Source organism: Nocardiopsis sp. iso_238, assembly GCF_056173325.1.
The window spans coordinates 6,068,326-6,088,736 of sequence record NZ_CM149668.1 but is presented as its reverse complement, the minus strand read 5'-3'; the positions used below and the strand labels follow the sequence as shown (position 1 = coordinate 6,088,736).

Genomic DNA, 20,411 nt, shown 5'->3' with positions numbered 1-20,411 from the left:
GGCCCCGGCCGCCCTCCCACGTGCCTGACACAGAAAGGCCACACCCATGCCTGAACAGCGCACCGCCGCCCCCGCGGCCACGGCGGGTGAACTCCTCGCGGCGTACCGGCCAGGGGACTCGTTCTTCTCCACCGCCTCGCGCGCCCTCCACGGGACCGGGGCCCTGACCACCCTGGACCGGCTCGACGCCATCCCCGGCGCCCTGGCCGACGCGGGCGACGGCGCGGTCGCCGTCGGCGCGATCCCCTTCGACACGACGCACCCCGCCCATCTGGTCGTTCCCGAGACGGTGCGCTGGTCCCCCTCCCCGACCAGGGCCGCGAAGAGCGAACACCGGTGGAGCCCGCTCGGCGGACCGTGGACGGTCACCCCCGTGCCCTCTCCCGACGAGCACGTCGCCGCCGTCGAACGCGCCGTCAAGCTCATGGCCGAGGACGACGAACTGCGCAAGGTCGTCCTCGCCCGCTGCCTCAGGGTGGAGAGCGGCGAGGACGTGGACGTGGCCACCGTTCTGGCCAACCTGGTCTGGCGCGACCCCACGGCCTTCGTCTTCGCCACGGACCTGCCCGAGCGGGGCTCCGGCACCCGGTCCCTCATCGGCGCCAGCCCCGAACTCCTCGTCGCCAAGCGCGGCCGCCACGTGCTCTCCAACCCCCTGGCCGGGTCCGCGCCGCGCAGTGCCGACCCCACCAAGGACCAGCGGCGCGCCGTCGCCCTGCTCACCTCCGCCAAGGACCGCCACGAACACGCCGTGGTGGTGGAGGCGGTCGCGGACGCCCTGCGCCCCCACTGCCGGGGCCTCTCGGTCCCCACCGAGCCGGAGCTGGTAAGGACCGCCACCATGTGGCACCTGTCCACCCGGGTGACGGGCGAGCTCGTCGACCCCGACGTGCCCGCCCACCGGATCGCGGCGGACCTGCACCCCACCCCCGCCGTGTGCGGCACGCCCACCGGCCGTGCCTTCGACACCATCGGCGGCCTCGAACCCTTCGACCGGGGCTTCTACACCGGGGCGGTCGGCCACACCGACGCGGCCGGAGACGGCGAGTGGGTCGTCACCATCCGCTGCGCCGACGTGGCCGGACGCACCCTGGAGCTCTACGCGGGCGGCGGGATCATGCCCGAGTCCGACCCCGACGCCGAGCTGGCCGAGACCTCCGCCAAGCTGCGCACCCTCCTGCTCGCCCTCGGTGTGGACGGAGCCGCCTGATGACCGCCGACCGAACCGTGTCCGACCACGACTGGACGCCCTGGCCCAAGGACCTCGCGGACACCTACCGCGAGGCCGGGTACTGGACGGGCGAGACCTTCCCCGCCTTCCTGCGTGAGCGCGCCGCGCGCTTCGCGGACCACACCGCCGTCGTGGACGGCGGCGTCCGCTGGACCTACGCCGAACTGGACCGGCGCGCCGACTCCGTGGCGACCGGCCTGTCCCGCCTGGGCGTGGCCGAGGGCGACCGGGTCGTGGTGCACCTGCCCAACACCGCGCCGCTGTTCGAGGTGGTCTTCGCCCTGTTCCGGCTGGGCGCGCTGCCGGTCTACTCGCTGCCCGCCCACCGACGCAGCGAACTCCTGCACCTGGCCGCCACCTCCGGGGCCGTCGCCCTGGTCACCTCCGACGTCCACGCCGGGTTCGACTGCCGCCCCATGGCCGCCGAGGTGCGCGCCCAGGTGCCCGGTCTGGAGCACGTGGTCGTGGCCGGGGAGCCGTCGGACGGTATGACCGCCCTGGCCGGGCTGCGTGTCGAGCCGGACCCGGCCGTGCTGGCCGCCCCCGACCCCGGTGCCGTGGCCTTCTTCCAGCTGTCCGGCGGCACCACCGGCCTGCCCAAGCTCATCCCCCGCACCCACGACGACTACCTGTACTCGGTGCGGGCCAGCGCGGACATCTGCGGTCTGGACGCCGACACCGTCTACCTGGGCGTCCTGCCGGTCACCCACAACTTCCCGATGAGCTCGCCCGGGTTCCTCGGCGTGCTGCACGCGGGCGGGTCCGTCGTCCTGGCGCCCGACCCGAGTCCGGCCACGGCGCTGGCGTTGGTCGAGAGCGAACGCGTCACCCTCACCTCGGTGGTCCCTCCGGTGGCCATGCTCTGGCTGGACGCCGTCGAGCACGGTTCCCAGTCCGACCGCGACCTGTCGTCCCTGCGCGTGCTCCAGGTCGGCGGCGCCACCTTCCCCGAGCAGGCGGCCCGCCGCGTCGCCCCGGTCCTGGGCTGCGCCCTCCAGCAGGTCTTCGGCATGGCCGAGGGACTGGTCAACTACACCCGGGACGGCGACCCCGACGACGTGGTCACCGCCACCCAGGGCCGCCCGATCAGTGCCCACGACGAGGTCCTCATCGTCGACGACCACGACCGCCCGGTCCCCGAGGGCGAGCCCGGCCACCTGCTGACCCGGGGCCCCTACACGATCCGCGGCTACTACAGGGCGCCCGAGCACAACGCCACCGCCTTCACCCCGGACGGCTTCTACCGGACCGGCGACATCGTCCGCCGCCACCCCTCCGGCAACCTCGTGGTCTCGGGCCGGGCCAAGGACCAGATCAACCGGGGCGGGGAGAAGATCGGCGCCGAGGAGGTGGAGAACCACATCCTCGCCCACCCGGCCGTGCACGACGCCTCCGTCGTCGCCGTCCCCGACCCCTACCTGGGCGAACGCACCTGCGCCTACGTCATCACCCGAGGCCAGGCGCCCACGCGCGGCGAACTCCTCGCCTTCCTCCGTGAGCGAGGGCTCGCCGCCTACAAGATCCCCGACCGTGTCAGCTTCGTGGACTCCTTCCCGGCCACCGCCGTCGGCAAGACCTCCAAGCGCGACCTGCGCGGCGCCACCGAACCGTCCGGAGACCAGTGATGGCACTGCCGACCATCGACCCGTACCCGCTGCCCACCGCCGAGGACCTGCCCGAGAACCGGGCGGCCTGGACCGTGGACGCCAGCCGGGCCGTGCTGCTCGTCCACGACATGCAGCGCTACTTCCTGCGCCCCTACACCGAGGGGACCCAGCCGGTGGCGGGGGCGACGACCAACATCGCCGCCCTGCGCGCCGCCTGCCACGCGGCCGGGGTCCCGGTCGTGTACACCGCCAAGCCCGGCGACATGACGCCGGAGCAGCGCGGTCTGGAACGCGACTTCTGGGGCGGCGGCATGAAGTCGGTCGCGGAGCACACCGACATCACCGCCGAGCTCGCCCCCGAGGGCGAGGACGTGCTGCTCACCAAGTGGCGCTACAGCGCCTTCGCCCAGACCGACCTGGCCGAGCGCATGGCCGTCCAGGGCCGCGACCAGATCATCGTCACCGGCGTGTACGCGCACATCGGCTGCCAGCTCACCGCGGCCGACGCCTTCATGCGCGACATCCAGCCGTTCCTGGTGGCCGACGCCGTGGCCGACTTCAGCGCCGAGCACCACCGCTCCGCCCTGGTCTACGCGGCGGGGCGCTGCGCCGCCGTCGTCACGGCCGACCAGGCGCTGACCGCCCTGCGCGAGGTCCCGGCCCGCACCGGGGCCTGACATGACCGACCACGACCGAGAAGGAAACACCGTGGCCTCCAACGACCACCCGCCCGCCGTCCACGACCTGGTCGGGGTGGGTTTCGGACCCTCAAACCTCGGCCTGGCCATCGCCCTGGCCGAGCGCCGCGACCAGGGCCAGGAACCGCCGCTGTCCGCCGTCTTCCTGGAGCGCCAGGAGGGTTTCGGCTGGCACCGGGGGATGCTCATCGACGACGCCACCATGCAGGTGTCCTTCCTCAAGGACCTGGTCACGACGCGCAACCCCGCCAGTGACTTCAGCTTCCTGTCGTTCCTGCACCACGTGGGGCGGCTGCACGACTTCATCAACCACAAGACGCTGTTCCCGCTGCGCCAGGAGTTCCACGACTACCTGTCCTGGTGCGCCGACCGGGTTGCCGACCAGGTCCGCTACGGGCGCGAGGTCGTGGAGGTGCTCCCCGTGTACTCGGGGGAGCGCGTCACCCACCTCGACGTGGTCTCCGAGGACGCCGCCGGAGAGCGGCTCGTGCTGCGCGCCCGCAACGTCGTCTTCGGCCCCGGCCTGCGCCCCCGCATGCCCGAGGGCGTGGAGCAGTCCTCCCGCGTGTGGCACAACGAGTACCTGCTCACCCGCCTGGCCGAACTCCCGCCCAAGGCCGACCCGCGCTCCTTCGTGGTGGTCGGTGCCGGGCAGAGCGCCGCAGAGGTCGCCGACCACCTGCACCAGCGGTTCCCGCGCGCGCAGGTCCACGCGGTCCTGTCCCGGTACGGCTACAGCCCCTCCGACGACAGCCCCTTCGCCAACCGCATCTTCGACCCCGAGGCCGTGGACGCCTTCCACGCCGCCCCGCAGGAGGTCAAGGAACAGCTCACCGGCTACCACCGCAACACGAACTACTCGGTGGTCGACCCGGACCTGATCGGTGAGCTGTACCGCCGCCACTACGCGGAGAAGGTCCACGGAAACCAGCGCCTGCACCTGCACAACACCTCACGGGTCGCGGGGCTCAGCGAGAGCGCCGAAGGGGTCGCGGTGGTCGTCGAGGACCTGGTCACCGGGAAGCAGACCCCGATCCCGGCCCACCACGTGGTGTTCGCGACCGGCTACCACCCGGCCGACGCCCGGCCCCTGCTGGGCGACCTGGCCGACCAGGTCGTCACCACCCCCGAGGGCCGCCCGGCCGTGGAACGCGACTACCGGGTCGTCACCCACGACACCCTCACGTGCGGCCTGTACCTCCAGGGCGGCACCGAGCACACCCACGGGGTGTCGGCCTCCCTGCTGTCCAACATCGCGACCCGTGTCGCGGAGATCATCGACTCCGTCGCCGCCCGCGCCGGAGCCCCCGCCGAAGAGAGGGTCTGACCCGTGTCCCAGGAGACCGACAGCAACACGGACACCGCGTTCACGGTGGAGCGCGTGCGAGCCGACGCCGCGCACATCCTCGCGGAACCGGCCGAGGACATCGACCCCGCCGAGAGCCTCTTCGACCGGGGCATGGACTCGGTCCGCATGATGAGCCTCATGGAGCAGTGGCGGGCGGCCGGAGTGGAGGTCGACTTCGCCGACCTCGCCGAGCAGCCCACCGTCGACGCCTGGGTCGCCCTCCTCAACCGCTGACCCGCGGCCCCCGACCTTTCACCCTGCCCTGCCCCTGCCCCCGATCCGACCGCGCACCCTCCCGAGGAGCCCGATCCCCATGGCTGACACCCACGACACCCGTTTGGGCCTCACCGGCGCCCAGGCAGGTGTCTGGTACGCGCAACAGACGGCGCCGGACAGCCCGGTGTTCAACGTCGGCCAGTACACCGACATCCCCTCCGACCTCGACACGGACCGCTTCGCCCAGGCGGTGCGCACGGTGGTCTCCGAGAGCGACGCCCTGCGTGCCCGCGTCGTGGTGGACGGGGACCGGATCGGGCAGGTCGTCGGTCGCGGGGTCCCCAGGGAGCTGGAGGTCGTCGACCTCACCCTCGGCGGCCCGGGGGACGGGGGCGACGAGGAGGCCGCCGTCGGCCGGGCCCTCGACTGGATGCGCACCGACCGCGAACGCCCGGTCGACCCGACCGGCGAGCCCCTGTACCGGTTCGCGCTGCTGCGGGTGGGCCCCCGCCGGTGGTTCTGGTTCCAGCGCTTCCACCACATCGCGGTGGACGCCTACGCCATCACGATGATGGCGCGCCGGGTCGCGGACGTGTACACGTGCCTGGGCCGGGGCGAGGAGCCCCCGGCCACCAGGTTCGGCTCCCTGGCCGACCTCGTCGCGGACCAGGAGGAGTACGCGGCCTCACCCCGGTACGCGGAGGACCGCGACCACTGGACCGCTCTGCTCACCGACCGCCCCGAACCCGCCCTGCTCTCCGCCGCGCCGCCCGCCCCGCACGCCTCGTTCCTGCGCTCGCGCACGACCGTCGGACCCGAGGTGGCCGAGGGCCTCGACACCCTGGCCAAGGCCTCCGGCGCGACCTGGGCCGACGCCCTGGTGGGCGCCTTCGCCGCCTACACCCACCGCCTCACCGGCGCGGACGACGTCCTCCTGGGCTCGCCGTCCATGGGCCGGGTCGGCTCCGTCGGCCTGCGCACCCCCGCCATGGTCGTCAACGTGCTGCCGTTGCGCCTGCGCACCGCCTCCTCCCACACGGTGGCCGAGGTGACCGCCCGCACCGCCGCCGCCCAGCGCGACCTGCGCGCCCACCAGCGCTACCGCTCCGAGCAGCTGCGCCGTGACCTCTCCGCGGTCGGGGACCGGTTCGGTCTGTACGGGCCCGAGATCAACGTCAAGCTGTTCGACTACACGTTCACCTTCGACGGCGTCCCCTCCACCACCACCAACCTGTCCGAGGGACCGGTCGACGACATCGCCGTGTCCGTCTACCGCCCGGCCGACGGCGGCCTGGTCCTGGAGGCCAACGCCAACGACGCCCGCTACGACCGCCAGGGGGCCCGCGCCCGACTCGACGGGTTCGCGCGCTTCCTCGGCGCGTTCGCCCGCGCCACCGGAGCCACCCCGGTGGCGGCGCTGGACACCACCGACCCCGCCGACGCGCCGCTGGTCACCCCCGCCGTGGCCCAGGACCCGCCCACGGTCACCGAACTCCTCGGCCGGGCGGCGGACGCCGACCCCGACGCCACCGCCCTCGTGCACGGCGACACCCGCCTGACCAGGGCGGAGCTCACCGACCGGATCGACCGCCTCGCCCTCCTGCTCCGCGACGCCACCGTGGGCCCGGGCGACGTGGTCGCCCTCGCCCTACCCCGCTCCGTGGACCTGGTCGTCGCCCTCTTCGCGGTCCTGCGCGCGGGCGCCGCCTACGTTCCCCTGGACCCCGAACACCCCGCCGACCGGATCGCGCACGTCCTCGACGACGCGCGCCCCACCCTGGTCCTGGCCGACTCCACCACCTCGCACCGCCTCCCCGAGGAGGCCGAGGCGCGCCTGCTGGAGCTCGACGCCGACGAGGTCCGCTCCGCCCTCGACGAACAGAGCGGCGGCACGCTCCCCGCCCCCGACCCCCGGTCGGCCGCCTACCTCATCTACACGTCCGGCTCCACCGGCAGGCCCAAGGGCGTGGTGGTCGAACACCGCGCCCTGGCCGCCCTGGCCGCCACCCAGCGCGCCCACCTGGGCCGGTACCTGCCCGAGCGCGCGAGGATCGGCCACGCCGGGTCCTTCACCTTCGACGCCTCCTGGGACACCCTGCTGGGCCTGGTCCACGGCCACGAGCTCCACCTGATCGACTCCGACCTGCTCTTCGACCACGCCCGCCTGGCCGCGCACGTCGCCGGGCAACGCCTCGACCACCTGGACTTCACGCCCACCTACCTCCAGGGCCTGCTCGACTCCGGCGAACTCGGCCAGCCGCCCGCGCTGATCACCTTCGGCGGCGAGGCCTGCCCGCAACCCCTGTGGGACCGGCTGCGCGCCCTGCCCGGCACCCGGGCCCTCAACTTCTACGGGCCCACCGAGAACACCGTGGACGCCCTGGTCTGCGACGTCCGCGACAGCGCCGCCGCCTCGATCGGCCGCCCCGTCGCGGGTGTGCGCGCCCACGTCCTGGACGCCGCCCTGCGTCCCGTCCCACGCGGTGTCCCCGGTGACCTGTACCTGGCCGGGGACCAGCTCGCTCGCGGTTACGCGGGCCGCCCCGACCTGACCGCGGAGCGCTTCGTGGCCGACCCCCACGGTCCGTCCGGCGCCCGCATGTACCGCACCGGCGACAGCGCCCTGGTCCGCGAGGACGGGAACGTGGCCTACCTGGGCCGCGCCGACGGCCAAGTGCAGGTGCGCGGCTACCGGGTGGAACCCGGCGAGGTCGACGCCGTCGCCCGCACCCACCCGCGGGTCGCCCAGTGCGCCACCGTGGTGCGCCGGACCCCCGCGGGCGCCGTCCAGCTCGTCTCCTACGTGGTCGCCGCCGCTGACCAGGGGACGGCCCCGGAGCCGGTCGCGCCCACCGAGGACGAGGTCCGCGACCACCTCGCCGCGCGCCTGCCCGACTACATGGTCCCCGCCCGCGTCGTGGCCCTGGAGCGGCTGCCGCTCAACACGAGCGGCAAGGTCGACACCGCCGCCCTGCCCGAACCCGCCGCCCCCACCACGGGCACCGGCTCCGGCACGGGCGAGCCCGAAAGCCCCGCCGCACACGCCCTCCTCGACATCCTGCGGGAGGTCCTCGGCACGGAAATCGGCCTCCACGACGACTTCTTCCGGCTGGGCGGGGACAGCATCCTCGCCATCCAGGCGGTCAACCGCGCCCGGTCCGCAGGGCTGGCCCTGGCCGTGCGCGACGTGTTCGAGGCGCCCACCGTCGCCGGACTGGCGCCCCGCGCGGGTGCCGCGTCCGACGCCCCCCGCGTGCCCGACAACCCCGTCGGGCCGGTCGAACCGACCGCCGTCACCGCCGAACTCCTCGCCGGGGGCGAGCCGCGTCCCCGCTTCACCCAGTCGCAGGTGCTGTGGACCCCCGCCGGGATCACCGAGGAGACCCTCTCCGCCGCCCTGCGCGCCGTCGTCGCCCACCACGGCGCCCTGCGCCTGCGCGTCCGCGAGGGCCGGATCGACGTGCCGCCCGCCAGGGACCTCCGGGGGCCCTCCCCCCTGACCAGGGTCGACGCCACGGGACTGGCCGAGGGCGCTCTCACGGAGCGGGTCCGGTGGGAGGCGGACCACGCGTACACCCGGATCGACCTCACCGAGGGCCGCCCGCTCGCCGCCGTGTGGTTCGACGCCGGACCCGACCGCATGGGGCAGCTCCTGGTCCGGGTCCACCACCTGGCCGTGGACGGCGTGTCCTGGCGGGTCATCGGCCCCGACCTCGCGGACGCCGTCGCCGCCCTCAGCTCGGGCCGCGCGGTCGAGCTCCCGGGCGCGGGCACCTCCCTGCGCCGCTGGACCCGCCTGCTCCAGGAGGAGGCCCGCCACCCCGGCCGCCTCGCGGAACTCGACCACTGGATCGAGCAGACCGATCCCGCCCTCCACCGCCGTCTGGGCGCCCGCGACCTCGACCCCGAATCCGACGTGGTCGCCACGCGCCACAGCCTCGAACTCGAACTGGACACCGAGCTCACCCACCAGGTCCTGACCGGGATCGGCGCCACCTACCGGGTGGGCGCCGAGGAGGTCCTGCTCACCGCCCTCACCCTCGCCGCCGACCAGCGCCTCCTCGTGGAGCTGGAGGGCCACGGCCGCCGCGACCTGCTCACCGCCCCCGTGGACCTCGCCCGCACCGTCGGGTGGCTCACCACCTCGCACCCGGTCGCCCTGTCCCCCGGCGCCGACCCCGCCCACACGCTGAAGCGGGTCAAGGAGACCCTGCGGGCCACCCCCGGCCACGGCCTCGGCTACGGACTCCTGCGCCACCTCAACCCCGAGACGGCGCCCCGCCTCACCGGCCGCGCCCGCCCCGACGTGCTCTTCAACTACCTCGGCCGCTTCGGCGCCCCGGCCGCCCAGCCCTGGGAGTCGGCGCCCGCCTCCACCCGGGTCATGCTCGGGGAGGACCCCGGGCAGCCGCTCACCCACGGCCTGGAGATCGGCGCCATCGCCCACGAGGGCCCCGACGGTCCCCGCCTGCACCTGACCCTGCGCTGGGCACCCGGTGTCCACGACCACCACGGCGTCCGTGCCCTGGCCGACGACCTCACCGCCGCCCTGCGCGCCCTGGCCGCGTCCGCCGCCGACCCCGGCCCGCACACCCTCACCCCCTCCGACCTGCCCCTCCTCGCACTCGAACCGTCCAGGATCGAGCAGGTGGAGCGGGCCTGGGCGGAGACCTCGGGCGACCCCCGGGCCCGCCTGGCCGAGCTCTGGCCGGCCACCCCGCTCCAGGCGGGGCTGGTCTTCCACAGCCTCTACGGCTCCGGCCATGACGCCTACACGGCCCAGTCGGCCACGCGGATCGACGGTGACCTCGACCCGGACCGCCTTCACCGCGCCGCGTCCCTGCTCCTGGACCACCACCCCGGCCTCCGGGCGGGCTTCCACGCCGAGGGCGAGGACCTCGTCCAGTTCGTCCCCGCCGACCTCCGGCCCCGCTGGCGGAGCGTCGACCTGTCCGACCACCCGGACCCCGAGGCCACCCTCGAACAGCTGCGCGCCGAGGAGCTGGCCACCCCCTTCGACCTCGCCCACCCGCCGCTGCTGCGCTTCACCCTGGTCCGTCTGGACCCGGCCCGGCACGTGCTGGTCACCACCGACCACCACACCCTCCTGGACGGCTGGTCCACGCCCCTCTTCCTGCGCGCCCTGTTCACCCGCTACGCGGAACCGGGCACCCCCGCTCCCGGCACCCACTTCCGCGACCACCTCGCCTGGCTGGCCGACCGCGACGGCGACGCCGCCGACCAGGCGTGGTCCACCGAACTGGCCGGCCTCGGCGGCCCCACACTGCTCGCCCCCGAGGCACCCACCCACGGCGGACGGGAACAGCGGGTCCTGCACTCCGCCCTCACCCCGGAGGAGACCGAGCGGGCCGCCGCCACCGCCCGCGACCTCGGCGTCACCACCAACACCCTGGTCCAGGCGGCCTGGGCGCTGGTCCTGGGCGCCGTCACCGGACGCACCGACGTCGTCTTCGGCGCCACCGTCTCCGGGCGACCCGCCGACCTGCCCGGTGTGGAGTCCACCCTCGGACTGTTCATCAACACCGTCCCCGTCCGCGTGCGCACGGCCCCCGACACCCCGCTGACGGACCTGCTCACCGACCTCCAGCGCCGCCAGGCCGCGCTCTCCGAACACCACCACACCGGGCTGACCCGCACCCAGGAACTGTCCGGGTACGCGCCGCTCTTCGACACCCTCCTGGTGTTCGAGAACTTCCCGGCGCGTGACGCCCTGGCCGACCAGGACCACGACGGGGTCCGCCTGACCGACGTCCGGATCGAGGACGCCACCCACTACCCCGTCTCCCTCAACGTCTTCCCGGGGCGGGCCCTGAGCCTGCGCCTGTGCCACCGCCCCGACGCCGTCGGCGCCGACCGGGCCGCAGCGCTCCTGGACCGCCTGCGCGCCGTCATCAACCAGATCGCGGCCAGCCCCGAACGGCCGGTCGCCGGGATCGCCACCACCGCCCCGGCCGAGCGCGACCGGCTGCTGGAGGGGTTCAACCGCACCGGGACCGCCGTCACCGCTCCGCGCCCCTGCGACGCCCTGGCCGACTGGGCCGCGTGGGCGCCCGACACCACGGCCGTGGTCGACGCCGAGGGCGAGCACACCTACGCCGAACTCGACGCCTGGGTGGAGGAGATCGCCGCCCTGCTGCGCTCGAACGGCGTGCGCTCCGGCGGCGTCGTGGGCGTGGCCGTGCCCCGTTCGGTGGACATGTTGGCGTCGCTGCTGGCCGTGCAGCGGGTGGGCGGCGCGTACCTGCCGCTGGACCCGGAGTTCCCGGCCGACCGGCTCGCGTACATGCTCTCCGACTCCGGCGCGGTCCTCGTTCTCACCGGTGGGGGAGTGGAGGCCCCCGCCGGTGCCACCACCCCGGTGCTCGACCTCTCCGCCACGGGGCATCCGCCCGTCGGAGGCGTCGCGCCCGTCGGCCCGGCCGCCCCGGACACCGACGCGGTGGCGTACGTGCTGTACACGTCGGGTTCGACCGGTCGCCCCAAGGGGGTGGTGGTCAGCCACCGCAACCTGGCCAACTTCCTCACCGACATGGGGCAGCGCTTCCCGCTCAGCCGGGGGGAGCGGTGGCTGGCGGTGACCACGGTCAGCTTCGACATCTCCGCGCTGGAGCTGTACCTGCCGCTGCTTCACGGTGCCACGGTCGTCCTCGCTGACAGGGACACGGTCCGTGACCCCCGTCTGCTCGCCGAACTGGCCGCCTCCTCCGGGGCCACCGTCATGCAGGCCACCCCGTCGCTGTGGCGCTCGCTCACCGAGCACGACCCGGCGGTGCTCGCCCCGCTCCGCGTCCTGGTGGGCGGTGAGGCCGTGCAACCGCCCCTGGCCGCCCTGCTCGCCGGGCACTCCCAGGGCGCGCACAACGTGTACGGGCCCACCGAGACCACCATCTGGTCCACCACCACACCCCTGGACACCACCGGACCCGTCACCATCGGCCGTCCCATGGCCAACACCCGGGTGTACGTCCTGGACACGGCCCTGCGCCCGGTGCCCGTGGGCGTGACCGGGGACCTGTACATCGCGGGCGCCGGGGTCGGGCTCGGCTACCACGGGCGTTTCGGCCTCACCGCCGAGCGCTTCGTGGCCGACCCCCACGCCGCCTCGGACCAGCCCGGTTCCCGCATGTACCGGACCGGCGACCTCGCCCGCTGGCGGGACGACGGCACCCTGGACTTCCTGGGACGCGCCGACTTCCAGGTGAAGGTGCGCGGCTTCCGGATCGAACTCGGGGAGATCGAGACCGCCCTGCTGTCCGCCCCCGGCGTCGCCCAGGCCGTGGTCACCGCGCACGAGGACGGGACCGGCGGTGCCTGGCTCGCCGCCCACGTCGTCCCCGCCAGTGCGGTTGTCCACAGCTCCGGCACCGCCGCCTTGTCCGAGCCCGCCCGGCCGGGAGATCCTCGAATCGGGGGAGCCTCCGGTTCCGCCGACTTCGCCGTGCCTTCAAGCGCACCAGGTGTCGCGTCCGCCCCAGGATCTGCCCTGGACGGAGCCCCCGCCCTGGATGGAGACCTCACACCGGGCATCCCCTCCGCACCAGGTGTCACGTCTGCCCTGGACGGAACATCCGCACCAGGTGTCGCGTCTGCCCCGGACGGAGCCCCCGCCCTGGATGGAGACCTCACACCGGGCATCCCCTCCGCACCGGACGGAACTCCCGCCCCGGATGCCCCTTCCGTACCAGGCGTCCCCTCTGCCTCGGGTGTCACCTCTGCCTCGGATGGAACCCCTGCCCCGGACGAAACTCCCGCCCCGGCCGCCGCCGTCGCGGCGAACCTCACCGTGACCGGGCTGCGTGAGCACGTCGCGGCGCGGCTGCCCGACTACATGGTGCCGAGCGCCTTCGTGCTCATGGACGCCCTGCCACTCACGGCCAACGGCAAGGTGGACCGCAGGGCCCTGCCCGACCCGGGCGCCCCGGAAGGGCACGGCCGCGCACCCGCGACGGCCCGCGAGGAGATCCTGTGCGGGATCCTCGCCGACGTGCTCGGCCGGGACGCGGTCGGACCCGACGAGGACTTCTTCACCCTCGGCGGGCACTCGCTGCTGGCCACCCGCGCGGTCTCCCGGGTCCGGTCCCTGCTCGGCGCCGACATCGGCGTGCGCGACCTGTTCGAGGCGCCCACCGCGGCCGCCCTGGCGCGTCGCACCGAACACGCCACCCACACCAGGCCCGGCGTCACCCCGCGTCCCACGGACCGGCCGCGCCGACTCTCCCACGCCCAACACCGGCTCTGGCTCGTCGACCGCCTCCACGAGTCCGGCGGTGCCTACAACGTGCCGCTCGCGGTACGCGTCGCGGACCCCCTGGACACCGGCACCCTGCGCGCCGCCGTCACCGACCTGGTCGGGCGGCACGAGGTCCTGCGCACCGTCATCCGGACCGACCCGGAGCAGCCGGGCACCCCGGTCCCGCACCTCCTCGCCGCCGACACCCCGGACCTGGTCGACGTGACGACCGAGCACCTCAGCGAGCCCCTGGACACCGCGCTCGCCCGGGTCACCGCCCAGCCCTTCGACCTCGCGGAACGCCCGCCCCTGCGGGTCCGCCTGTTCACCGGTGCGGACACGGGCTGCGTCCTCCTGGTGGTCCTGCACCACATCGTCGCCGACGAGTGGTCGTTCGGGCCGCTCCTGCGCGACCTGGACACCGCCTACCGCGCCCGCGCCGAGGGCCGTACCCCCGACTGGACGCCCCCGCCGCTCCAGTACGCGGACTACGCCGCCTCCCGAGCCGACTGGCTCGGCGCCGCCGACGACCCCGAGAGCCCGCTCGGCCAGCGGCTCGACCACTGGCGCCGCAGCCTGGAGGGGATCCCCGACGAACTCGCCCTGCCCGCCGACCGGCCCCGACCGGCCACCCCCTCGCACGCCGGGGGCCTCGCCCAGACCCCCGTCGACCCCGAACTCCACGCCGCCCTGCGCGACCTCGCCGCCGCCCACGGCGTCACCGTGTTCATGGTGGTCCAGGCGGCGGTCGCCACCCTCCTGCACCGCCTCGGCGCAGGAGAGGACATCCCCCTCGGCAGCCCGGTCGCGGACCGCGCGGACGAGGGGCTCCAGGACGCGGTCGGCTTCTTCCTCAACACCCTGGTCCTGCGCCTGGACCTGTCCGGACGGCCGACCTTCGCGGAACTCCTCGCCAGGGTGCGCGAGGTCGACCTCGCGGGCTTCGCCAACGCCGACGCCCCCTTCGACACCGTGGTCGAGGCCCTGCGCCCGGAGCGCTCGGCCAGCCGTCACCCGCTGTTCCAGACGATGGTGTCCTACCAGCGCAGGCCCGAGGACGCCGACCGGCTCTTCGGTTCGGTCACCCGGCTGGTCGAGACCCCGCTGGACACCGCCAAGTTCGACCTGGAGTTCGCCTACGTCGAGGACCCGCTCCAGGGGACCCGGCTGGCGCTCAACCACTCGGCCGACCTGTTCGACGCCCCGACCGCGCAGCGGATCGCGGACCGCCTCGTCCACCTGTTGGGCCAGGTCGCGGCCGCGCCGGAGCGCACCCTCGGCGCCTTCGACGTGCTCGGAGCCGCCGAACGCGAGCGGTTGCTGGAGGGGTTCAACCACACCGTCACGGCCGTCACCGCCGCCCGCCCCTGCGACGCCCTCGCGGACTGGGCCGCACGCACCCCGGACGCGGTCGCCGTCGAGGACGGGGCGGGCACCCACACCTACGCCTCGGTGCACGAACGCGCGGAGGGGATCGCCGCCCTGCTCCGCGCCCGGGGGGTCGGTGCCGGACGGACGGTCGCGGTGGCGATGCCGCGTTCGGTGGACATGCTCGCGTCGCTGCTGGCCGTGCAGCGGGCGGGCGGTGTCTACCTGCCGTTGGACCCGGAGTTCCCGGCCGACCGGCTCGCGTACATGGTGGAGGACTCCGGGGCGGTCCTCGTGCTCACCGGCGGGGGAGTGGAGGCCCCCGCCGGTGTCACCGCGCCCGTCCTGGACCTGGAGGAGGTGTCCGACCCGCCCGTCCCCGCGCACGCGCAAGGTCCGGTGGACGCGGACCCGGTCAACGCGGACCCGGTGGCGTACGTGCTGTACACGTCGGGTTCGACCGGTCGCCCCAAGGGGGTGGTGGTCAGCCACCGCAACCTGGCCAACTTCCTCACCGACATGGGCCAGCGCTTCCCGCTGGGTCCGGGTGAGCGCTGGCTGGCCGTGACCACCGTGAGCTTCGACATCTCCGCCCTGGAGCTCTACCTGCCGCTTCTCCACGGGGCCACGGTCGTCCTCGCCGACAAGGACACCGTCCGCGACGGCGTGGCCCTGGCCGACCTGCTGGACCGGGGCGGGATCGGGATCATGCAGGCCACCCCCACCCTGTGGCGGATGCTCCTGGAGGCCAAGCCGGACGTCCTGCGCGACCTGCGCGTGCTGGTCGGCGGCGAGGCCCTGCCCCAGGCGCTGGCCGACGGGCTCACCGCCCACGCCCCGAGCGTCACCAACGTGTACGGGCCCACCGAGACCACCGTCTGGTCCACCACGTCGCCCGTACGGACCGGCGCACCCGTCTCCATCGGCCGTCCCATGGCCAACACCCGGGTGTACGTCCTGGACGCCGACCTCCAGCCGGTCCCGGTCGGGGTCGCCGGGGACCTGTACATCGCGGGCGCGGGGGTCGGGCTCGGCTACCACGGGCGTTTCGGCCTCACCGCCGAGCGGTTCGTGGCCGACCCCCACGCCGCCTCGGACCAGCCCGGTTCCCGCATGTACCGGACCGGTGACCTCGCCCGCTGGAAGGAGGACGGCACCCTGGACTTCCTGGGACGCGCCGACTTCCAGGTGAAGGTGCGCGGCTTCCGGATCGAACTCGGGGAGATCGAGACCGCGATCGCCCGCGTCGACGGCGTCGCCCAGGCCGTGGTCACCGCCCAGGAGGGACCGGACGGCCATCACCGCCTGGTCGCCTACCTCACGAGCTCCGGTACCGCTCCGACCCCGGACGCCCTCCGATCGGCGCTCTCCGCGCGGCTGCCCGCCTACATGGTGCCCTCCGCGTTCGTCCCGCTGGACTCCTGGCCGCTCACCGCCAACGGCAAGGTCGACCGCGGGGCCCTGCCCGACCCGGCGTCCACCGCCAGCGACCGCCCCGCCGGACGCGCCCCCGCCACCGACGCCGAGCGCGCCCTCTGCGCGGTCTACGCGGACGTCCTCGGCCTGCCCGGGGTCGGCGCGGACGAGGACTTCTTCGCCCTGGGCGGCGACAGCGTCCTCACCCTGCGCCTGGTCGGCGGCGCCCGCCGTGCCGGGTGGACCGTCACCGGCCGCCAGGTCTTCCGCCACCCGGTGGTGGCCGATCTCGCCGCGGTCGCGGAACCCGCCTCCCCACCGGACCCCGAACCCGCCCCCGCCGCCCCGGAGGAACCCCTGATCTCCCTGGCCCCCGGACAGCTCGACCAGCTCGAATCGATGTGGAGGAAGCGGCGATGACCCAGCCCACCAGCCCCGCCCCCGGAACGCCCGCCGCCCCCGGAACGCCCGCCGCCCCCGGGGCGATCGCTGACGTCCTGCCGCTCAGCCCTCTCCAGGAGGGGCTGCTGTTCCACCACGCCCTCGACGGGGGCGAGGCCGACGTGTACGGCATCCAGCTGCGCGTGGAACTCCTCGGCCGTGTCGACGCGGAACGCCTGCGCCGTGCCGCGTCCGCGCTGCTCGACCGCCACCCGAACCTGCGCGCGGGCTTCCTCCACGAGGAACTCGACCAGCCGGTCCAGTTCGTGCCCGCCGCCACCGAACTGGACTGGACACGCACCGACCTCACGCGGCCCGGGGCGGGCACCGGGAGCGGTGCCCCGAACGAGGAGCCCGCGCGGAACGCGGCGCCCGGTTCCCCGAACGTGGTGCCCGGTTCCCCGGGGGCGGTGCCCGCGCGGAACGCGGTGCCTGGTTCCCCGGGGGCGATGCCCGGATTCCCGGGGGCGGTGCCCGCGCGGAACGCGGTGCCTGGTTCCCCGGGGGCGATGCCCGGATTCCCGGGGGCGGTGCCCGCGCGGAACGCGGTGCCTGGTTCCCCGGGGGCGGAGCCCGGTTCCCCGAACGCGGAGCCCGGATCCCCGGGGGCGGTGCCCGCGCGGAACGCGGAGCCTGGTTCCCCGAACCCGGTGCCCGGTTCCCCGGGGGCGGACCCCGTGTACCCGGACGCCGAGGACCGGGTGGCCGAGCGTGAGTTCGCCCGTGGGTTCGACCTCTCGGCGCCGCCGCTCATCCGCTTCCACGCCCTCACCACCGGCCCCACCCGCACCGTCCTCGTGGTCACCGCCCACCACGTGCTGCTCGACGGCTGGTCACTGCCGATCCTCGCCCGCGACCTCCTGCGCCTGTACGAGGCGGACGGCGGCGCGCTGCCCGCCGCCCCCCGCTACCGGAACCACCTGGCCTGGCTCAACGGCCGTGACCGCGAGTCCGCCCGCAAGGCGTGGGCCGCCGCCCTGGACACCCTCGCCGAACCCACCCTGCTCGCGCCCGGCCGGGTGGTCGGAGCAGAGGAGGCCGTGTCCGGGGGGCGTCCCTCCCCACGCACCGGCACGCCCGCACCCGCCCCGGCCAGCGTCGGGGCACGGCTCGGGGCCACCGCCAGCCAGCGGCTCCGCGCCCTCGCCGCCGACACCGGGGTCACCGTCAACACCGTCCTCCAGGTCACGTGGGCGCTCACCCTCGCCGCGCACACCGGGCGCGGGGACGTCGTCTTCGGCCAGCCCGTCTCCGGGCGCCCGGCCGAACTCCCCGGCGCCCGGGACACCGTCGGCCTGTTCACCAACACCCTCCCGGTCCGGGTCCGCCTCGACCCCGCCGAACCCCTCGCGGACCTGCTCACCCGGGTCCGGGTGGACCAGGCCGACCTGTTCGACCACCAGTGGACCGGCCTGGCCGAGGTCCAGCGCGCCGCCGGACACGGCACCCTCTTCGACACCCTCCTGGTGGTGGAGAACTACCCCCTCGACGAGGCCGCCGCCCGCGCCGACCACGCCGGTGTCCGGGCAGGGGACATCCGGGTCCGGGACGCCACCCACTACCCGGCCACGCTCACGGTCCTGCCGGACGACGGCCCCGACCTCGGCACCCCGCTGCGCCTCGACCACCTGCCGGGCGCGGTCCACGGGGACACCGCCCGCCAGCTGCTGGACCTGTTCACCCACCTGCTGGACCAGGTGTGCGCCGACCCCCGGCGCACACCGCGCGAACTCGACCTGCTCACTCCGGCCCAGCACACGGAACTGGCCGACCAGAACGGCACCGCGCACCCCACCAGCCACGACACGGTCAACGCGCTGCTCGCGGCGGCCGAACGGGCCCACCCGGACCGGACCGCCGTCGTCACCGAGGACCGCGAGCTCACCTACCGCCGGTTGCACGGTGACGCCGCGCGGCTGGCCGGGCTGCTCCACGAACACGGCGTCGGCCCCGACACGGTGGTCGCCGTCGCCCTGCCGCGCGGCGCCGACCTGGTCACCGCGTTCGTCGCGGTCGTGCGCGCCGGGGGCGTGCTGCTTCCACTGGACCCGGACCACCCGCCCGCGCGCCTGGCCGACATGGCCGAACGCGCCGGGGCGGTCGCCGTGGTCACGACCTCGGGGCAGCGGGCGGACCTCGCGGACCTGCCCGCCGAGGTCGCACGGATCGAACTCGACGCCCCGCACACCCGGGACCGGATCGCCGCGCTCCCGCCCCTGCCGTGGGCCCGGCCGCACCCCGACCAGCTCGCCTACACCCTGTTCACCTCCGGCTCCACCGGGCGCCCCAAGGGGGTCGGGGTCTCCCACCGGGCCATCGCCAACCGCGTCGAGTGGACCCAGGCCGCCTACGGGCTGACCCCCGAGGACCGGGTCGCGCAGAAGACCCCGGTCGGCTTCGACGTCTCCGTGTGGGAGTTCCTCTGGCCGCTGGCCGTGGGCGCGGCCGTCGTCCCGGCCCGCCCGGACGGCCACCGCGACCCCGCGTACCTGGTCGGGTTCCTCGCCGGTCGGCGCGTGACCGTCTGCCACTTCGTCCCGGCCGTGCTCCGCCTGTTCCTCGACGAACTCTCCGCTGGCGCCGGACCCGACCCCGCGTCGAGCCCCGGGTCGACCCCCGGGTCGGCCACGAGGCCGGTCTCCGCCTCGGCGACCACGTCGTCCTCCGCGTCGGTCCCCGCTCTCCGCCTGGTCATCGCCAGCGGTGAGGCCCTGGGCGGCGACCTCGCGCGGGCCTTCGCCGCGGCCCTGCCCGGCACCCGCCTGGAGAACCTCTACGGCCCCACCGAGGCGGCCATCGACGTCACCTCCCACCCCGCCGTGGTTCCGGGGGACCCCGCACCCGACCCGTTCCACGGCGGTTCGGTCCCCATCGGGCGCCCGGTCTGGAACACCACCCTGCACGTGCTCGACCACGCCCTGCGCCCCGTCCCGCCCGAAGCGGTCGGGGAGCTCTACCTGGGCGGCGTCCAGCTCGCGCGCGGCTACACGGGCCGCCCCGACCTCACCGCCTCCCGCTTCGTCGCGGACCCGTCCGGTCCGGCCGGGGCACGCCTCTACCGCACCGGCGACCTCGTCCGCCGCCGGGCGGACGGGGCCCTCGTCTACCTCGGACGCTCCGACGACCAGGTCAAGATCAACGGCGTCCGCGTCGAACCGGGCGAGGCCGAGGCGGTCCTGCGCGCCCTGGGCGGGGTCGCCGACGCCGCCGTCACCGTCCGCACCACGGGCGACACCGGTACCACCGCCCTCGCCGGGTACGTCGTGCCCGCGCCCGGCCGCACCCCCGACCCGGACGACCTGCGCGCCCAGCTGACCACCGCGCTGCCCCCGGCCCTGGTCCCCGCCACCGTCACCGTCCTGGACCGGCTGCCGCTGAGCGTCAACGGCAAGCTCGACCGGGGCGCCCTGCCCGACCCCGCTCCCGCCACCGCCTCGGGGCGGCCCCCGGCCACCGAGGCCGAACGGGTCCTGGGCTCCGCCGTCGCGGACCTCCTGGGCGTGGCCGGTGATCAGGTCCCCGCCGACGCCGACTTCTTCGCCCTGGGCGGCGACAGCGTCACGTCCATCCGCCTCGTCGGCCGCGCCCGCGCCGCCGGGCTGGAGCTCACCGTCCGGGACGTGTTCACGTACCGCACGCCCGAACGCCTCGCCGCGCACGCCGAGCGGAGCGCGGACCGGGAGCGGTCCGGGTCCGGCTCGCCGTCCGAGGAGGAGACCGGGCCCACCCCGGCACCGGGGGAGGAGTTCACGGACCTCCTCGACGCGGGCGACATGGACCAGCTCCAGCAGCTCTGGAACACGCGGGACTGAACCGCGCTCGGGGCCGCCCGCCG

7 protein-coding genes are annotated in these 20,411 nt (G+C 75.0%); all 7 read left to right on the top strand.

From position 1 onward, the window contains the following. Positions 1–46: 46 nt before the first annotated feature. A complete protein-coding gene (locus tag AC0VYL_RS27335) occupies positions 47–1,210 on the top strand; it encodes an isochorismate synthase (RefSeq protein ID WP_475481885.1) in 1,164 nt (387 codons plus the stop codon). Continuing rightward, complete coding sequence (locus tag AC0VYL_RS27330; RefSeq protein WP_475481884.1) at positions 1,210–2,856, top strand: (2,3-dihydroxybenzoyl)adenylate synthase; 1,647 nt, start codon at positions 1,210–1,212, stop codon at positions 2,854–2,856. Before AC0VYL_RS27335 ends, AC0VYL_RS27330 begins: the two co-directional genes overlap by 1 nt. After that, positions 2,856–3,515, top strand: a complete 660-nt coding sequence (locus tag AC0VYL_RS27325) for an isochorismatase family protein (protein ID WP_475481883.1) — start codon at positions 2,856–2,858, stop codon at positions 3,513–3,515. The genes AC0VYL_RS27330 and AC0VYL_RS27325 overlap by 1 nt, the downstream gene beginning before the upstream one ends. Position 3,516: 1 nt before the next feature. Beyond that, positions 3,517–4,863: a lysine N(6)-hydroxylase/L-ornithine N(5)-oxygenase family protein gene (locus AC0VYL_RS27320; protein ID WP_475481882.1), complete on the top strand. Its 1,347-nt coding sequence runs from the start codon at positions 3,517–3,519 to the stop codon at positions 4,861–4,863. Positions 4,864–4,866: 3 nt separating this feature from the next. Beyond that, a complete protein-coding gene (locus AC0VYL_RS27315; RefSeq protein ID WP_475481881.1) occupies positions 4,867–5,118 on the top strand; it encodes a phosphopantetheine-binding protein in 252 nt (83 codons plus the stop codon). 79 nt (positions 5,119–5,197) lie between these two features. Continuing rightward, entirely contained in the window at positions 5,198–16,555 is an 11,358-nt protein-coding gene (locus AC0VYL_RS27310; RefSeq protein ID WP_475481880.1) for an amino acid adenylation domain-containing protein, read from the top strand. After that, positions 16,552–20,388 carry a non-ribosomal peptide synthetase gene (locus AC0VYL_RS27305; RefSeq protein WP_475481879.1) on the top strand — a complete coding sequence of 1,279 codons (3,837 nt, stop codon included), beginning with the start codon at positions 16,552–16,554 and terminating at the stop codon, positions 20,386–20,388. The genes AC0VYL_RS27310 and AC0VYL_RS27305 overlap by 4 nt, the downstream gene beginning before the upstream one ends. Positions 20,389–20,411 lie beyond the last annotated feature (23 nt).